Below are 17093 nucleotides of genomic sequence, written 5' to 3'. Positions count from 1 at the left end.
TAAGGCGACTTTTAGTTAAATGCGGATTAAGTTCGGGCAGATGTAGGGCAACTCGTTAACGCTGTGCCATTTCGAGAAAAAGTCCGCAGAATTACGGACTTAGGCGCATCTGTTAACTATAATTCTCGGCCGGTTCAGCACGGTCAGCGAACCTCTCCGGCCGCCTCTCTAGGCCATCCAACCAAGTCGTTTTCGTGGTCTTCAATACCCGGACGATAGCCGTGAAGCGTTGCCCGAGGCTGGCGGATCCGCCTCCCGCCGACGGCCATCCTCCGAGACGCCAGCCTCCCGCGGGCCCACAGGATGAGGGCGCGTTCTGCGGCGAGATTTCAGACCCTCATGGTGAGGAGCCCGCCAAAGCGGGCGCCTCGAACCATGCAGGCCGAACTCGTCCGACAGTCCCTGACTGAAAGTTGATCGCGCCTGTCTGGAAAATGCCGCAGCGAGGAAATAGCTGCCAGAGCGGCACTATTCAGCAGCCTCTGCGTGTGATACGGTGCCGTATCAACATCGCCTTGAACTGTGCCGAGCACGCAAACGGAGGCTGGCATGAGAGGGTTCGCGCGCGCCGGGTTTTTCGCTCTGGCGGGGTTGGTTCTGTTGACTGGATCTGCGGGTGCACAGCCTGCCGCCAAGGCGGGCTGCACGGCATCGCCGACGGCCGCAGGCACGCAGACCTGGCGCTGCGACAACGGCGTCACCATCGTCGCCGAAAGCGGTGCCAGATTTGAACTAAAGGACGCCAACCGCGACGGACATATAGACTCGGTGGAGTTGAGCAGCAAAGCGCTGTTGGTCGAAGTGCGCAAAAAGCCCGGCGGCAATCCCTTCAAGGTGCTGACGCCGCAAGCGATCGCCGCGGTGCGCGGCACCAAATGGGCGGTCGATGTCGCAGATGCAAAGACTTCGGTCTTCGTCGCCGACGGCCGCGTCGGCGTGAGCCGCAGGGCGCGTGGACGCGGCGTCGTGCTGGGTCCCGGCGAAGGCGTCGATGTCGAGGCAACCGGCCCTTTGGCCGTCAAGACATGGGGCCAGCCGCGCGTCGACGCGCTGATGGCAAGACTCGGTCAATGACGCCTGGCTCAGTAGGACCCGGTCAATAAGGCCTGCTCGGTCAGGCCTGACAACAAAGAAGATTGCAGTACGACGTAATGAAGAGACGCGTTCAGATTCTGGTGGCACTCGTCCTCACCGCGCTGTGGGGCGCGGGCATCTATGCCGGCCACGCCAACGGTCATCTGCGCTTTCTCGACCGGCTCGAGGCGACGCTGACGGACTGGCGGACCCAGATCCGCGGCGTGCAGTCTCCGCCCGATCTCGTCACCATCGTCGCAATCGACGACACCGTCGTGAAGCGCGGCGGCAGCTATCCGCTGCCGCGCGCCGATCTCGCCCGCGTCGTCGACACCATCGTGCAGTTCAAGCCCAAGGTCATCGCGATCGACCTGCTTCTGGTCGACCGCAGCGCCGCGATCGGCGACGCTACACTCGCCAACACGCTGGCCACCGGCCCCATGGTCCTCGCCGCGGCGGCGATCTTCCCGTCGGCCAGCGAGACCGTGGAGCCGAGCAGCGACGGCCCCCTCGCCGCGCTGCCGCAGGCCGAGCGCTTCCTGCTGCCGCTGCCTGCATTCGCCGACCACGCCGAGGTCGGCGTCGTCAACGTTGCGACGGGCCAGTCGGGCTCGCCGCTCTCGGTGCCGATGCTGTTCCGGACGGCAGACAAGGTCGAGCTCTCGTTCCCCTTGCGCGTCGCGAGCCGTGCGCTCGACAAGCCGCTGACGATCGCGCCGGACCATCTGCTGCTGGGCGATCGCACGGTGCCGACCGATACCGACTTCGCGCTGCCGATCACCTATTACGGCCCGCGCCGCACCATCCGCACCGTCAGCGCGCAGAGCATTTTCGACGGCACGCTCAATCGCGCGGCGATCGAGAACCGGATCGTCGTGATCGGCGCCTCGGTCGCCGGCGGCGGCGACTTCTACCCGACGCCGTTCGATTCCCTGATGCCCGGCGTGGAGGTGGTCTCGACCGCGATCACCCATCTCGTCGCCGGCGACGGCATCGTGCGCGACCGCAAGGTCCGCATCGCCGACGCGCTCAGCGCGATCCTGCTACCGATGCTGCTGGTCGGCCTGCTTGCCTGGCGGCGCAGTGCGCCGGGCATCATGGCCGCGGCCGCGGTGATGATCGCCTGGGCCGGGCTGAATCTGTTCGCGTTCACGCACGGCGTCTGGCTGAATGCCGCGACCACGCTCGCTGCCGCCGTCCCGCCGGTCGTGGTCTTTGCCGGCATGCAGCTGTGGGTGGGCGGCCGCCGCACGCAATATTTCGCTGCCAAGAGCCGGTCGCTCGCGCAATTCCAGGCGCCGGCGGTGCAGGCGTGGCTGGCGCGCGATCCCGATTTCCTGTCCAGGCCCGTGCGGCAGGACGCAGCAATCGTCTTCATCGATCTCTCCGGCTTCACGGCGATCAGCGAACGGGCCGATCCGGACGAGCTCCAGGATCTGCTGAAGGCGTTTCACGCGCTGATCGACAAGGCCGCCGTCGACTGCGACGGCCTGATCACCGGCTTTCTCGGCGACGGAGCCATGATCCTGTTCGGCCTGCCCGGCGCGATGCCCGACGACGCCGCCCGCGCGCTGAAGTGCGCGATCAACCTGCATCGTCGCGTCGAAAGCTGGATCGCGGCGCTGCCCCCTGCGATCGGCGGCCGGCTCGGCTTCAAGATCGGCGCGCATTTCGGTCCGATCGTCGCCTCTCGTCTCGGCGAAAGCCACCAGCACATCACGGCGACGGGCGACACCGTCAACGTCGCGAGCCGGCTGATGGAGGTCGCCGCACAAAACAAGGCGCGGCTCGCGCTGACCGATACGCTGCTGGATGCGGCCGACTTCCAGGGTGATCCCGACAGCGTTCTGACAGGCCCGCTGCTCACCCAGGTTCGCGGCCGCGCCGGCGTCATAGCCGTCTGGCTCTGGCGCGACCGGAACGGGCCCAGCCAGGCCGCAGCCGAAGCCGCGATGATCGACTGAGGTCCGCCGCCCACTCAACACTCCGCTGTCGTCCCCGCGAACGCGGGGACCCATAACCACAGGGAGAAGTTTGGGCGAAGACTGGTAGTGAGCCGGTGTCACCGCGGTACGGACACCTGCGTTCATCGAGAGATCTCGCGGTATGGGCCCCGCCTTCGCGGGGACGACAAACAACTACCTCGCTTCCGGCGGCGGCGAGCGATCCAGCACGTCGCCCTTGGCGCCTTCGAGCAGATCGATGCCGTAGGTCTCGACCACGAGCGGGCCGCGCTTGCGTTGCAATTGCGCAACCTGGGTCACCTGCGCAAAGAGATCCCTGAGGAAGGGATTGCCGTCCGGACGCAGCTCATCGACATAGAGCAGCTTGCCGGCGAGCAGCCTGGGATCGGGCTCGGGCATGTTGACCCAGCGGATGCGCTGGTTCTGTTGCACCACGCAGGTGCCGCGCGGCAGATAGAAGGCGAGCCAGCCGGTGGTGCCGTAATCCGGCGCGAGAACGCAGGTCGCGCCGTTGCGCACGCGCACGTCTTCGATGCCCGCGGCGAGCTCGCGCCAGCCGACGCCGACGCTGCGCACGGTCGCATCGCGGCGATAGCCCGACAACCAGCCGGTGTTGGCCTGCACGATCAGTGCTGCAAACATCACGATGCCGGTGGGCGCGGCCCAGCGCAGGCAGAAATCCACCAGGCGGCGCGCGCGCGGCTTCCACTGCACGAGGTTGGCGGCCGCCGCTGCGGCGACGACGAAGGGCGGGTAGACCGGCGCGAACCAGTTGGCCTCGACGCGGGCGTGCAGCGAATGCCAGACGAAATAGGCGACGATGGTCCAGAACATCGTCTCGATCAGCACGCGTGAGGCCAGCGCTCCAGCCCGGCGCCAGGTCAGCGCGTGCAGCCCCATCGCGCCTAGGATGAAGACCAGCGGCGTTGCGAACGCGATCTGGGTCGGGATCAGCTCGGCGATGAAGACCGGGCGGAAATCCTCGATTTTCGCACGCCCGAGCTGCTTTGCGAACGAGACCCATTGATGGTCCGCATTCCACAGGATCACCGGCGAGAACAGCGCCAGCGCAACGAGCCCGCCGAGATACGGCCAGGGCGAGAGGAACCAGTGCCTGAGCTTCGGCACGGCCCCGAGCCAGATCAGGATCGCCGCGCCAAAGAACATCGCGGTGTATTTCGACAGCAGCGCCGCGCCAACGGCCGCGCCCACCGCGAGCCACCAGGCGCCGCGGCCGGTCTCCAGCACCTTGGCGAGGAAGAACAGCACGAAGCTGGAGGACACTAGCAGCGGTGCATCGGGCGTCACGATCATCGTACCGATCGAGACGATCATCGTCACATTGAGCAGGATGGCGCTGGTCGCCGCCACGCGCGCGCCGCCGAACAGGATCGCGGCGGAGCGATAGACCGCGTAGCTCATCGGCAGCGCGAGCAGGATCGAGAACACGCGAACGCCGAGCTCGGTGTCGCCGGCGATCATGGTGCCGGCGCGGATCACATAGGCGACCATCGGCGGGTGGTCATAGTAACCGCCCGCCAGATTCTTCGACCACATCCAGTAATAGGCTTCGTCGAACGTGATCGGGGTGAACGCGGCCGCGACGAGCCGCAGCGCCACGAGCGCAAGGATCACCAGCGCCGTATTGCGGACGATCCGCGCGTCAGCCCCGCCCATGCCGGTTTCCTTGCCGGTTTCCTTGACGCGCTATTTCTTGCGCCAAACGAACAGCCCGGACATCGCGTAGTTCCACACCACGCCCATCAGCGCACCGGCCATGCCGGCCAGCCACCAGATCGGCTCCTGGTCGTAGACCGAGAACGCGACGCCGACATTGGCGAGCAGGCCGACGCTACACACGATGTAGAATGCGATCAGGCCGCGCAGCAGCGCAAAACCCTTCAGCCGCTGATCGCGATAGGTGAGGAAGTTGTTGAGGACGAAATTGCTGGTCATGGCGACGACGGCGCCGGCGGCCTGCGCCTCCGCGAACGGCACCTCGATCAGCCGAAGCGCGATGAACAGCGTGGTGAGATGCACCACGAGGCCAATGCCGCCGACCATCGCGAACAGGATGAAGCGCAGCGAGACGGCGTCGTTGGTGAACTTGGCCAGCACCAGACCGAGAAAATCCAGCGCGACCATGGAATCGAGCTTGCTCTCGCCGTGCTGGCGTTCGCCGAACGTGTAGGGAATTTCGACGGCGCGTAGACTGCCGTTTGCGCTGGCCACGAGATCGAGCAGGATCTTGAAGCCATGCACCGACAATTTCGGCGCCAGTTGCTCGAAGCGATCGCGGCGGACCATGAAGAAGCCGCTCATGGGATCGGCGATCTCGATCCGCAGCGCCTTCCTGGCGAGTTCGGTCGCGAGCGCGCTGGCGCCGGCGCGCTGCTTGTTGAAACCTTCGCTCTTGTAACCCTCGATGTAGCGGCTGCCGACCACGAGGTCGGCCTGCCCGCTCGCTAGCAGCGACAGCATCTTCGGCAGTTGCGTCTCGTCGTGCTGCAGGTCGGCGTCGATCACGGCCGCATAGGGCGCGCTGGAGGCCAGGATTCCCTCGATGCAGGCGCCCGACAGGCCGCGCCTGCCGATGCGACGAATGCAGCGCACGCGGCTGTCGCGCTGGGCTAGCGCGCGCACGACGTCCCAGGTGCCATCAGGCGAATTGTCGTCGACGAACACGACCTCCCAGGCGATGCCGACAAGCACCGCCTCCAGCCGCCGGTAGAGCACCGTGACGTTGTCACGCTCGTTGAAGGTCGGGACGACGACCGACAATTGCGGCGACGGCGAAGATGCCTGTTGGGCCTGCGGCGGGTAGTCGGTGCCCGGTCTGATCGCTTCATTCATGACGGCAGCGTATATCCGCCGCGTCCTGCGCTGCCAAGTTCTGCGATGCCAAGCCGGGTTTTCCGAGGGGGAACGGCCCAAAAAAGGAGCTAAAACGCCAACGACCCCGGAACGGCGGACCGCGCGTACATCCGGCGCGAGCCCATGCTATTCCAAGGTCGTCCCAGCGCCGGAGTTTTCCGCTCAACGTCGCCGTTACAGACTAAATGGGGACGGCAAAACCGCTTTTCAAGGGGGCAAAAACCCCCGTTTTTGGGGCCGCCGCTAGTTCGGGACTTCCTTGATCACCGGACCACGCGGTACGGGTGCGGCAGGTGCCGCCGGCGCCGCAGCAGGAGCAGGCTCGACTTTCGCCGGTTTGGGCGGCTTGCCGTACTGGCCGATCGGCCCGAAGACGACGGCGGCCGCAAGCACGATCGCCGCGACGATCGCGCCCAAAATGCCACCCACCGACTCAGACGACATGGAAATCCATCCCTGTTCCAGAAGCGGCCACTGATACCATGGATGAGCGCGGGGCCGGAAGGGCTCCCGAAGGGACGAATAGCGAGTAGCGCGTAGCGAATGAGGCGGACCGGCTTTCTGCGCTATTCGCTACTCCGATTCCCTACTTCTGCGGCGGCCTGTGCTTTACGAAGGCCGTCACGACATCCTTCTGCGCCGACTCCACTGCCTTGTTCGCGGTCGCGAGATGAGCGCCGGCATCGATGGCCGGATATTGCGTGGTGAGATAATCCAGCAAGGCGACCCGGTAATATTGCCGTTCCGACGGACAGGCGCCGGCAACCGAGCGGCCAAAATCCTGTTCCGAGAGGCCCTGATTGCTGTCGCGCGAATATTCCCGCGCCAGGCAATGCCAGTAATCGTCGCGGCCCTGCATGGCGAGCTTCTGCGCCCCCTTCGCATCGTCATCGTCAGCCCTGACAGCTTGTGTCATGGCAGCAGATGTCATCATGACGAGCGCCGCTCCCAGCATCAGCATCCGCATCTTGTTCTCCCTTATTGCAGATCCAGTCGCGAGCTTAGACGGGAGACAGCAACTGGCCAATCAAATCTGGTTTGATTAGGATGAGGTCCCTCCCCGACGATGCGAGATCCTCCGTGGCCAAAGCAAAAACCGCGTCCAAAAAATCCGGCAACATCTTCATCGGCATCGGCGGCTGGACCTTCGAGCCCTGGCGCGGTGTGTTCTATCCGGAGAAGCTGACGCAAGCGAAGGAGCTGTCCTATGCGGCCTCGAAGCTGACCTCGATCGAGATCAACGGCACCTATTACGGCTCGCAGAAGCCGGAGAGCTTTCGCAAATGGGCCAGCGAAGTGCCGGACGGATTCGTGTTCTCGGTCAAGGGGCCGCGCTTTGCCACCAACCGACGCGTGCTCGGCGAGGCCGGCGATTCCATCAAGCGGTTCTATGATTCCGGCGTGCTGGAGCTCGGCGACCGGCTCGGACCGGTGCTGTGGCAGTTCGCGCCGACCAAGAAATTCGACGGTGCCGATTTCGGCAAGTTCCTGGAGCTGTTGCCGCGCAAGCTCGAGGGGCGCGCGCTGCGCCATGTCGTCGAGGTCCGCCACGACAGTTTTTGCACGCCTGACTTCATCGCACTGATCCGCGAATTCGAGACGCCCGTGGTGTTCGCAGAGCACGGCAAATATCCGGCGATCGCCGACGTCGCCAGCGATTTCGTCTATGCCCGGCTGCAAAAGGGCAATGACGAGATCAAGACCTGCTATCCACCGAAGCAGTTGGATGCCTGGGCGGAGCGCCTCCAGGCCTGGGCCGCGGGCGGTGAACCCGACGATCTGCCGAAGGTCGACAAGGCCAAGCCGAAGAAAGAGCCGCGCGACGTGTTCGCCTATGTCATTCACGAGGGCAAGGTCCGCGCACCGCACGGCGCCATGGAACTGATCGCGCGGGTGAACTGAGGATGCGGCATGGCAAAGGCGAAAAAGCTCTTCACCATCGGCTATGAGCAGACGCCGCCGAAGGCGGTGCTGGACGAACTGGAAGAGGCCGGCGTCAAGCTCGTGGTCGACGTGCGCGCGGTGACGTCATCCCGGCGGCCCGGCTTTTCCAAGAAGCAGCTTGCCGCGGGGCTCGACGAACGCGGCATCGCCTATGTCCACCTCGCAGCGCTCGGCACGCCGAAAGAGGGCCGCCTCGCCGCGCGCAGCGGACAATACGATGTGCTGGAAAAGATCTACTCGAAGCACCTGAAGACGCCGCAAGCCCGGGAAGAGATGGACGAACTCTCGGCTTTGGTGAAGAAGGCAGGTCCAGTGTGCCTGCTCTGCTACGAGCGCGACCATACGCACTGCCACCGCCAGATGATCGCGGAGGTGATCGAGGAGCGCGATGGGGTGACGGTGAATAATCTGGCGGGACGGCAGGTGTAGCCGTAGCCTTCATCCTGAGGTGGCCGTTTCTTCAGCGGCCCTCGAAGGACGACGGCGTGCCACCGATGGGGCATCTCGGCCGCGCATCCTTCGAGGCTCGCAAGGGCTCGCACCTCAGGATGGATCTACGTGGCGGCGTGCAGCACGAATTTGGAAACGCGAGCCTACTCTTCCCCCGCCAGCCGGAACGTCCCTTCCATCATCTGCACGCAACTGCCGCCGACATGAGCTGAGACGATCTTGCCGTCCTGCTTGCGCACGCGGGTCAGTAAGAGGCTCGGCCGGCCCATGTCAAAACCCTGGCCCACCGTGAGCTTCAATTCGCCGTCGCGCGTGGGATCGAGATCGGCGAACAGCGCTGCGGCGGCGACGGTGGCGCTGCCGGTGGCGGGATCCTCGGCGAGGCCGCCGGCGCCCCGCATGAACATGCGCGCCTGCCGCTCGCTGGGCGCCTCCGACGCGGGCACGTCGCGCGTGTAGAACCACACCGAGCGGGCGTCGTCGCGCGGCAGCACCCTGCCGAATGCGGCCGCGTCGGGCCTCGCCCGCTTCAGCGCATCGCGCGAATGCAGCTCCGCCACCAGGAACGGCGTTCCGACGCCGACGACTTGCGGCGCATGGTGATCGGTCCTGATGTCATCAGCCGTCAGCGAGATGCAGGCCGCAACATCGGCGGCGGAAATCTCCGCCAGTCGCGACAGCGGCTGCGGCGCGGTCAGCTCGGTGCTGACCACCCTTCCCTGCTCCCGAAAAATATCGACCGGCACGAGTCCCGCCTTCTCCTCGAACAGCAGGCGCTGCTTCGGCTCTTTCGCGAGGCTCGCGAGCACGAAGGACGTGCCGACGTTGGGATGACCTGCGAACGGCATCTCCCTCACCGGCGTGAAGATGCGCACCTCGGCGTCGTTGGCCTTGTCGCGCGGCGGCAGCACGAAGGTCGTCTCGGAATAGTTGAACTCGGTCGCGACCGCCTGCATCTGCTCCGTCGACAGACCGGCGGCGTCGAGCACCACGGCGAGCTGGTTGCCGCCGAAGGCGCGATCGGTGAATACGTCGACGGTGATGTAGCGGCGCTGCATCGTCACTTCCTCATGACAGTCGCGACCGCGATCGGCCGCATCGCGCAGCAATCTACAAGCCGGCGATATCCTCCGTCATTCCCCAAAATTCGGAGCAATCGGAGCAATCGCCATGGCGCAGCGAACGTCTTCTGCGCTCGCCGTGAATAATTCTCAGCCCAGTTGATACACCGCCACCTTCTGCTCATAGCCGCGCACCTCAACCTCGCCGAGCGCGACGGCATCCTTGCCGTCGTCGCCGAGCGCCGCGCGCACCGTCGCCGAGATCAGGAGCTGCGAGCCGAATTCCTTGTTCAGCGCCTCCAGGCGCGAAGCGAAGTTCACGGTGTCGCCGATAACGGTGTATTCCTTGCGCCGGGGCGAGCCGATATTGCCGGCGACGACCTCGCCGAAATGGATGCCGATGCCGATGCGCAGCGGCCAGGTCGTCTGGGCGTTGATGCGATCCATTGCGGTCAGCATCTCGCGGCCGGCAGCAACCGCGCGATGCGCGGCATCGGAGGCTTCCAGCGGCGCGCCGAACAGCGCGAGAAAGCCGTCGCCCAGAAACTTGTTCACGATGCCGCCCTGGCGGTCGAGGATGTCGACCAGAACCGCGAAGGCGCCGTCGAGCCGGTCGACGACCTCCTGCGGGCTACGCGACTGTGCGCCGGCGGTGAAGCCGCGAAAATCGACGAACATCACGGCGACGCGGCGCAGGTCGCCGGCCGCGCTGGTGCCCTCCGCCATCAGCCGTTCCACCACCTGCGGCGAAACGTGCTGGCCGAACAGGTTCGTCACACGATCGCGCGCGGTGGCAGCGGCAATGCTCGCAGCAAATTGCCGCCGCAACTGCGCGCCGACGGATCCCGCGAGCACGCCGCAGATCAGGATGATGGTGCTGCGCACCGCGTGAAAATAAGTCTGCGGTTCGCCACTTCCGCTGGCGGGATCATAGATCAGCGCGACGACGAACAACTCGGCCGAAGCGACAAGGCCGGTGAAGGTGGACAGGTAGAAATCGAGCCGCAGGGTCGAGAGGATGACGAAGATGAAATAGATCAGCGGCACGGCGAAGCCGAGCGCCTGGGTCGTGCCCATGGTCCGGATCTGGAGGATCAGGATCACGGTCGGCAACGACGTCTCGATCAAGGCGCCGATGTAGCGCCGGATCACCGGCAGGTCGCGATCGAGCTTGAGGTTCTTCCTGATCTGGGTATGGACCCAGACCTCGAACAGGATGAAACCGATCAACAGGCCGTAGACTTCGGCGAGACCCTCGCTCCCGCGCCAGACCCGGTTCACGACGGCGGGGTCGACCAGATAGATCGCGGTGAGGAAGACCATCATGACGCAGCCCGTCATGACCAGCGCCCGCACCCGCAACAGCTCGGTGCGCAGCACTTCCCGCGTCAGCTCGCGCTCGAATTCCTCCGACAAGACGGCATGCTGCCGTCTCTTCCTGCTCGCAAACCTGACCATCCCGCCCCCTTCGATTCAAGGGCATCTTGCCTCAATCCAGCGTGCGGCGAAAGCGTGTCACGGCGACGGTCATGGCGACCAGCATCAGGGTCGCCAGCGCCAGCGTGTCGAAGTGCAAATTCTGCATGCTCGCGCCCTTCAGCATGATGGCGCGGACGATGCGCAGGTAATGGGTCAGCGGCAGGCACTCACCGACATACTGCGCCCAGGCGGGCATGCCGGCGAACGGAAACATGAAGCCGGAGAGCAGAATACTCGGCAGGAAGAACATCATCGACATCTGCATCGCCTGGAGCTGGTTCTGCACCAGCGTCGAGATGGTGTAGCCGATCGACAGATTGGTGGTGATGAACAACGTCGAGAGCAGCGCCAGCAGGACCAGGTTTCCGAGCACGGGCACGCCGAACAGCAGCACGCCGATGCCGATGATCAGGAAGGCCTGAAGGAAGCCGACCAGCACGTAAGGGATGATCTTGCCGAACATCACCTCGACCGGCCTGATCGGCATCGACAGCAGGCTCTCCATGGTGCCGCGCTCGACCTCGCGCGTGACGGAGAGCGCGGTGAAGATCAGCATGGTCATGGTGAGGATGGTACCGACGAGGCCCGGCACGATATTGAGGCTGGAGGACGCGGCCGGATTGTAGCGGGCATGGGCGCGGATCTCGAACGGCATCTCCGGGGGATCGCCGATGTAGAGATCGTGCTTAAGCGCGGTCTGCACGACCATGCCGAGCGAGCCGATCGCGGCGCTCGCCGCGACCGGATCGGTGGCGTCGGCTGCGACCAGCAGCGCCGGCTTGTCGCCGCGCCGCACCGCGCGCTCGAAGCCGCGCGGGATCTCGACGCCGAACAGCACCTTGCCGGATTTCAGCAGATTGTCGAAATCCTCGACGTCGTGCACCTCGTAGAGGAAACGAAAATAGGCGGTGTTCTCCATCGCCTTCAGCACCGAGCGGGCGAGATCGCTATCCTCCTGCAACAAAACCGCGCTCGGCAGATTGTGGGGCGTGGTGTTGATGGCATAGCCGAACAGCAGGAGCTGCATCACCGGCAGCATCACAATCATCGCGAACGACACGCGGTCGCGCTTGAGCTGGATGAATTCCTTGATCAGCATCGCATAGGAACGCCGCAGGAAGCCGAAGCGCTCGCGGATTTCATGCACCGGGGCCGGTTGATCGACGGCGCTCATTGAAAATTGTCCTTGGAGCGGCCCATCAGCTCGATGAACACGTCTTCAAGCGATGGTGGCGACTTCTGCCAGTGCAGGCTGCTGCGCTCGCGCCACGGCGCGATGCTGGCTTCGAGCGCGGCGACGTCGCGGCCGGAGACGTGCAGCGAAGTCCCGAACGGCGCCACCATGTCCACGCCGGGCTTGCCGGCAAGCGCGGCCGCGAGTTCGTTCAGGTTTTCGCCCGTCACGGTGTAGGTCGTGAGCGCCGACTTCGCGATCACCTCTTCCACCGTACCGTGCGCAAGAAGATGGCCGTAGGCGATATAGGCGATCTCGTGGCAACGCTCGGCTTCGTCCATGTAATGGGTGGAGACCAGCACGGTGAGACCGTCGGCCGCGAGCGCGTGGATCTCGTTCCAGAAGTCGCGCCGCGCCTTGGGGTCGACGCCGGCGGTGGGCTCGTCGAGCAGGAGCAATTTCGGGCTGGGCAGCGTGCAGGCCCCCAGCGCCAGCCGCTGCTTCCAGCCGCCGGAGAGCTCACCCGCAAGCTGCTCCTCGCGGCCCGACAGCCCGAGCCGCTTGATCATCTCGCGCGCAGCGCCGCGTGCATCGCGCAGGCCATAGAGCCGAGCGACGAATTCGAGATTCTCGCGGACCGAGAGGTCCTGGTAGAGGCTGAAGCGCTGGGTCATGTAACCGACCTGACGCTTGATCTTTTCGGAATCCTTCAGGATGTCGAAGCCGAGGCAGGTGCCCTCGCCGCTGTCGGGCGTGAGCAGGCCGCAGAGGATGCGGATGGTCGTGGTCTTGCCCGAGCCGTTGGGCCCGAGGAAGCCGTAGATCGAGCCGCGCTTCACCTGCATCGACAGATCGTGCACGACCTCGCGGCCGCCGAACGACTTCGTCAGGCCCTTGACGTCGATCGCGATGCCGTTGCCGCCGCTCATCGCTTGTCCGCCACCGGAGTCTTATTTTCAAGATTCTTGGGATTGAGATAGACGTCGATCGGCTGGCCCACGCGCAGCGCATCGGGGCGCGATGGCCGCGCCTGGATGAGATAGACGAGCTTGTTGCGCTCATCGACGCTGTAGATCACTGGCGGAGTGTATTCCGCCGAGGTCGCGATGAAATAGATCTTTGCGGTGAGATCGGCGGCGCAATTGTCGCAGGCGACGCGCACCGTGTCGCCGATCGCAAGCTTCGGCAGTTCGGTCTCCGGCACGAAGAAGCGCAGCTTCATGTTGCCCGGCGGCATGATCGAGAGCACCGGCCGCTGCGCCGCCACCATCTCGCCCTCGCGGAAATAGATCTGCTGGATGGTGCCGGCGACGGGCGCAAAGCCCTTGCGCCGCGCCAGCCGCGTCTCCGACGTCACGACCCGCGCTTCCGCCACGCGCAAGGCCGACACGGCGGAGTCGAGATTGGCCTGCGTGCCCGAGCCGGTCTTGTTCAGCGAGGCCGCACGGTCATAGGTCTGCTGCGCGTTCGCCAGCGTCGCCTTGTTCTGGTTGAGGTCGGCGAGCTGGAGATCGTCGTCGACGGAATAGATGGCATCGCCGACCTTCACCTGGTCACCCTCGCGAACCCCAAGCTTCGTCACCCGGCCGGCTTCGTCCGGGCTGACGAAGATCATGTCGGCCTCGACCCAGCCCTGGAAGCCGGGATCGCGCTTCTCCTTGCAGCCGGCAAGGCCGGCTGCAAGCACGATGGCCAATGCGAATCTAGAAAATGCCTGCGACGACCTCATGTCGCCCTCCGTTCGCCAAAAATCAAATCGAGATGAACGCGCAGCATGTCCTGCGCGTCGAGCGGCGCGTGCCGCGCGAAGAGGCTCTGCCAGATCACCGCGATCATCGCGGGTGCGACCAGGATCTGCGGGTAGCGCGCGAGGTTCTTCTCGCGGATCTCGCCGCGGGCAATGCCGAGCTCGATTAGCGCGCGCATGCCGGCGATCCCGCGCGAAACCACTTCACGGTAGTAGAAATCGGCAACGGACGGAAAGCGCGGCCCCTCCGCCACGATCAGACGCACCAGATCGCCGCGCCTGGTCCCGATCACCTCTTTGAGGAAGTTGCCGGCGAAGGCCTCGACGAGGTCGCGTACCGAGCCGGTCGGCGGGGGCAGCGCAGTCAGCCGCGCGACCACCGGCACGATCACGGTGCGCACCAGCTCCTCGAACATCGATTCCTTGTCCTTGAAGTGCAGGTAGATCGTGCCCTTGGCGACACCGGCTCGCTTTGCGATGTCGTCGAGCCGTGTCGCGGCAAAGCCGCGCGCGATGAACTCCTCCATCGCTGCCTCCACGATCGCCGCGCGCCGTTCAGCCGCGCGCGTGGCGCGATTCTTGGCGGGGGCCGCCTCGCCGGCTGCGGGTGCACGGGCGTTGGCGCGGACTGCAGATGGCATGACGGGCTTGGCTGGCTTCTTTGTCATGATCGATTTATGACTGACTGGTCAGTCATAGTCAAACGCAAAAAGACAGCCCGGCCAGACCGCGATTTATTAGCATTGACTAATTCATTAGTTTGTACTAATTTGACTTGCATGATCGAAGCCGCCCCCAATCCCGTCACCACCGTGATGCGCGCCCTCGCCGATCCAACCCGCCGCGCCGTATTCGAGCGCGTGTTCGAGAGCAAGGAGATCAGCGTCGCCGAGCTGACGCGCGGCAGCGGCGTCACCCAGGGCGCAATCTCGCAGCACCTGAAGGCCCTCAAGCAGGCCGGCCTCGTCGCCGAGCGGGCCGAGGGCCGCAACGTCTACTACCGCGCCGCGCCGCAAGGACTCGAGCCGCTGGTCACCTGGATGGACCATTACGGCGTGTTCTGGCGCGAGCGCTTCCAGAACCTGCGTGACCTCTTGAAGGAGATCGATCCGTGAGTGCCTCCGAGTTGAAAGCTGAAACAAGAGACATCGTCATCGACGAGGTCTTCCCTCACCCGCCCGAGACGATCTGGAAGGCGCTGACCAGCGCCCAGCTGATCGCGCGCTGGCTGATGCCGCCGACCGGTTTCGAGGCCGTCGAAGGCAACATTTTCACCTACCAGACCACGCCGGGCGGCAACTGGGACGGCGTCATTCATTGCCGGGTTCTCGAGGTCGTCCCGAACCGCCGCCTCGTCTACGCCTGGAAAGGCGGCGATGCGCGCAACACCGGCTATGGCGCGCCGCTCGACACCGTCGTGACCTGGTCCCTCACCCAGGTTGAAGCCGGCACGCGAATTCGTCTCGTTCATGCGGGCTTCGTCCTGCCCAGGAACGAGTCGGCCTACACGGGCATGAGCGGAGGCTGGAAGAAGGTCGTCCGCCAGCTCGACGAGATCAGCAGCGAAGAAAAGTGAGGCGTCATCGCGATGGACAAGCCCTATACCGGCGGCTGCGCCTGCGGCGCGATCCGCTATTCGATTCTGGGTGAGCCGCTGTTCAGCAATCACTGCCAGTGCCGGGACTGCCAGCGGGACAGCGGCAGCGGCCACGGCTCGTACGCCACTTTCGCGCGCGCCGGCGTCACGGTGACGGGCGAGGCGAAGCACTGGGACATGGTCGGCGACAGCGGCAATGTGAAGACCCGCGGCTTCTGCGCGCAGTGCGGCCTGCCGGTCTATCTGACCTTTGCAGCACAGCCCGACATCTTCACCATCCGCGCCGCGAGCCTCGACGAGCCCGCCCGCTACAAGCCGCAAGTCGTCACTTACGCGGCGCGCGGACATGGCTGGGATCATCTCGATCCGGACCTGCCCAAATTCGCGGGCATGCCGCCGGCGTGAGATCCGGCGCGCTGAGACGGTCGGCGTCAGATGCATGCCCGGATATACGGGCGGTTGATCTCCCACAGCTCTTCCAGCAGGCCGCGTGCGGCCTCCTCGGAATGGATGACAGGGTCGAGCAGCAACGCTTGCAGCGCCATTTCCTTCGATGCATGCATCGCCGCTTCCGTGGCCATCCGCTGAACCTGAACCTGGACCGTCATCAGCTTGGCCACTCCGTCGGGCAGCGGCCCGAGCGAGACAGGGTGGATGCCCGCGATATCTGCCACCACCGGCACTTCGACCGCAGCATCGGCCGGCAGGTTCGGGATCACGTGCCGATTGTGAATGACGGCGGACTCGATGAGTTGCTTACGGTTATGAACCATGGCGACTATGATGCTGATCGCGCGCTCTCCTGAGGGCACCGACCACCCGTCCGGCGCCTCGGTCCGGCCTGCGAGCACGTCATCGATCAGCCGGGTCAGCTTCGTGCGTTCACTCTCGTCCCGGTCGTAATCGTAGCCGCCCTCGCCCGCCTCCCATCCGAACGAGAGATACTCGCCCACGTGACTGTCGCCACAGCCGAGCCAGTAGCCGAAGTCATGCAACAATTTGCGCGTCAGGGGGCAGAAGGTGGGATCGAAATCCCTCTCCTTCTCACACAACAGCGGATAGAGGTCCTCGCCCGTCTCACGATCTCGAATTTCGCTCAAGCACTGGAAGTGATTGAGGCCTGCCCCCCATACATCCACCCGGGCTTCCGGCATCCCCAAAATTCGGGCGACATTGCCGCGAGCAAGAAATATTCCGTGGCAGAGGCCGAGGTTGCGAATCCGGCTGTACAGGCCGAGCGCCAGGATGATGCGACTTTCCGGATTGGAGAAGTTCATAAAGGTCGCGCGCGGGCAGCGGAACTCCATTTCTCGCACGAAGTCGAAGACCACCGGCAAGGTGCGCAGTGTGAAGAAAAGACCGCCGGGTCCGCCGTTCTCACCTAGCGTGTGATGGATGCCAAACTTGCGTGGAATCTCGAAATCGAGCCGCCACAGCCGATTGCGATCGATCGCGGTGGAATGCACGACGAACTCGGCACCGTCGAGCGCCGCGCGCCAATCCGTCGTCGCCTCGATCTCAAACCCGGCGCCGGATTTCTCGTTGAGCAGTCTCGCCAGCCGCGTCGACCGGTCGAGCCGGTCGACATTTCGTCCGATCAGCACCAATGTTGAACCGGCCAGATCGTGGGTCGAGAACAGGTCCCGGAACATGCTCATTCCGAAGGATGCGCTGCTCGCGCCAAGAAAGACGATTTTCGTTGGCTTGGCCATACTCTGCTCCCCGCCGG

18 protein-coding genes are annotated in these 17093 nt (G+C 64.8%); 7 read left to right on the top strand and 11 right to left on the bottom strand.

Annotation, left to right across the window (positions count from 1 at the left end; translation table 11 throughout):
• The first annotated feature begins 549 nt into the window (after positions 1-549).
• Positions 550-1074 carry a FecR domain-containing protein gene (locus WHZ77_RS12230; protein WP_375313891.1) on the top strand — a complete coding sequence of 175 codons (525 nt, stop codon included), beginning with the start codon at positions 550-552 and terminating at the stop codon, positions 1072-1074.
• A 77-nt stretch (positions 1075-1151) separates the two neighbouring features.
• On the top strand, positions 1152-3038 hold the full coding sequence (locus tag WHZ77_RS12225) for a CHASE2 domain-containing protein (RefSeq protein ID WP_375313890.1): 1887 nt from the start codon (positions 1152-1154) through the stop codon (positions 3036-3038).
• Positions 3039-3212: 174 nt separating this feature from the next.
• Here the strand turns inward: WHZ77_RS12225 and WHZ77_RS12220 are convergent, their stop codons facing one another.
• The 4 genes from WHZ77_RS12220 to WHZ77_RS12205 form a co-directional block, all read right to left on the bottom strand.
• The gene (locus WHZ77_RS12220; RefSeq protein ID WP_375313889.1) at positions 3213-4715 is read right to left on the bottom strand and encodes a glycosyltransferase family 39 protein; all 1503 of its coding nucleotides are present in this window, start codon (positions 4713-4715) and stop codon (positions 3213-3215) included.
• Positions 4716-4745: 30 nt separating this feature from the next.
• Entirely contained in the window at positions 4746-5891 is a 1146-nt protein-coding gene (locus WHZ77_RS12215; protein WP_375313888.1) for a glycosyltransferase family 2 protein, read from the bottom strand.
• Positions 5892-6155: 264 nt separating this feature from the next.
• Positions 6156-6356 carry a hypothetical protein gene (locus WHZ77_RS12210; RefSeq protein WP_375313887.1) on the bottom strand — a complete coding sequence of 67 codons (201 nt, stop codon included), beginning with the start codon at positions 6354-6356 and terminating at the stop codon, positions 6156-6158.
• A 142-nt stretch (positions 6357-6498) separates the two neighbouring features.
• Entirely contained in the window at positions 6499-6879 is a 381-nt protein-coding gene (locus WHZ77_RS12205) for a hypothetical protein (protein WP_375313886.1), read from the bottom strand.
• A gap of 113 nt (positions 6880-6992) precedes the next feature.
• On the opposite strand from WHZ77_RS12205, the gene WHZ77_RS12200 reads away from it, so the two are divergent.
• Together WHZ77_RS12200 and WHZ77_RS12195 are read left to right on the top strand one after the other, a co-directional pair.
• A complete protein-coding gene (locus WHZ77_RS12200; RefSeq protein ID WP_375313885.1) occupies positions 6993-7814 on the top strand; it encodes a DUF72 domain-containing protein in 822 nt (273 codons plus the stop codon).
• Positions 7815-7823: 9 nt separating this feature from the next.
• The gene (locus WHZ77_RS12195) at positions 7824-8285 is read left to right on the top strand and encodes a DUF488 family protein (protein ID WP_375313884.1); all 462 of its coding nucleotides are present in this window, start codon (positions 7824-7826) and stop codon (positions 8283-8285) included.
• Positions 8286-8449: 164 nt separating this feature from the next.
• Here the strand turns inward: WHZ77_RS12195 and WHZ77_RS12190 are convergent, their stop codons facing one another.
• The 6 genes from WHZ77_RS12190 to WHZ77_RS12165 form a co-directional block, all read right to left on the bottom strand.
• A complete protein-coding gene (locus WHZ77_RS12190; RefSeq protein ID WP_375313883.1) occupies positions 8450-9364 on the bottom strand; it encodes a PhzF family phenazine biosynthesis protein in 915 nt (304 codons plus the stop codon).
• A 153-nt stretch (positions 9365-9517) separates the two neighbouring features.
• Positions 9518-10825 carry an adenylate/guanylate cyclase domain-containing protein gene (locus WHZ77_RS12185; protein WP_375313882.1) on the bottom strand — a complete coding sequence of 436 codons (1308 nt, stop codon included), beginning with the start codon at positions 10823-10825 and terminating at the stop codon, positions 9518-9520.
• Positions 10826-10856: 31 nt separating this feature from the next.
• A complete protein-coding gene (locus WHZ77_RS12180) occupies positions 10857-12020 on the bottom strand; it encodes an ABC transporter permease (protein WP_375313881.1) in 1164 nt (387 codons plus the stop codon).
• The gene (locus WHZ77_RS12175) at positions 12017-12949 is read right to left on the bottom strand and encodes an ABC transporter ATP-binding protein (RefSeq protein WP_375313880.1); all 933 of its coding nucleotides are present in this window, start codon (positions 12947-12949) and stop codon (positions 12017-12019) included. The genes WHZ77_RS12180 and WHZ77_RS12175 overlap by 4 nt, the downstream gene beginning before the upstream one ends.
• The gene (locus WHZ77_RS12170) at positions 12946-13749 is read right to left on the bottom strand and encodes an HlyD family secretion protein (RefSeq protein WP_375313879.1); all 804 of its coding nucleotides are present in this window, start codon (positions 13747-13749) and stop codon (positions 12946-12948) included. Before WHZ77_RS12170 ends, WHZ77_RS12175 begins: the two co-directional genes overlap by 4 nt.
• Entirely contained in the window at positions 13746-14435 is a 690-nt protein-coding gene (locus tag WHZ77_RS12165; RefSeq protein WP_375313878.1) for a TetR/AcrR family transcriptional regulator, read from the bottom strand. The genes WHZ77_RS12170 and WHZ77_RS12165 overlap by 4 nt, the downstream gene beginning before the upstream one ends.
• Before the next feature lie 111 nt (positions 14436-14546).
• On the opposite strand from WHZ77_RS12165, the gene WHZ77_RS12160 reads away from it, so the two are divergent.
• From WHZ77_RS12160 to WHZ77_RS12150, 3 genes are read left to right on the top strand one after another with little or no spacing between them, the layout of a single operon-like run.
• A complete protein-coding gene (locus WHZ77_RS12160) occupies positions 14547-14882 on the top strand; it encodes an ArsR/SmtB family transcription factor (protein WP_375313877.1) in 336 nt (111 codons plus the stop codon).
• Positions 14879-15343 (top strand): SRPBCC domain-containing protein, encoded by a 465-nt coding sequence (locus WHZ77_RS12155; protein ID WP_375313876.1) that lies wholly within the window; start codon positions 14879-14881, stop codon positions 15341-15343. The genes WHZ77_RS12160 and WHZ77_RS12155 overlap by 4 nt, the downstream gene beginning before the upstream one ends.
• 12 nt (positions 15344-15355) lie before the next feature.
• Positions 15356-15769, top strand: a complete 414-nt coding sequence (locus tag WHZ77_RS12150) for a GFA family protein (protein WP_375313875.1) — start codon at positions 15356-15358, stop codon at positions 15767-15769.
• Between the two features lie 26 nt (positions 15770-15795).
• On the opposite strand, the gene WHZ77_RS12145 is transcribed toward WHZ77_RS12150, so the two are convergent.
• Positions 15796-17076: an alpha-glucosidase/alpha-galactosidase gene (locus WHZ77_RS12145; RefSeq protein ID WP_375313874.1), complete on the bottom strand. Its 1281-nt coding sequence runs from the start codon at positions 17074-17076 to the stop codon at positions 15796-15798.
• Positions 17077-17093: the final 17 nt, after the last annotated feature.

Origin of the sequence: Bradyrhizobium sp. A5, from assembly GCF_042076515.1 — a bacterium.
Taxonomy (GTDB): Bacteria; Pseudomonadota; Alphaproteobacteria; order Rhizobiales; family Xanthobacteraceae; genus Bradyrhizobium; species Bradyrhizobium cosmicum.
This window is presented reverse-complemented; position numbering and strand designations above follow the sequence as displayed.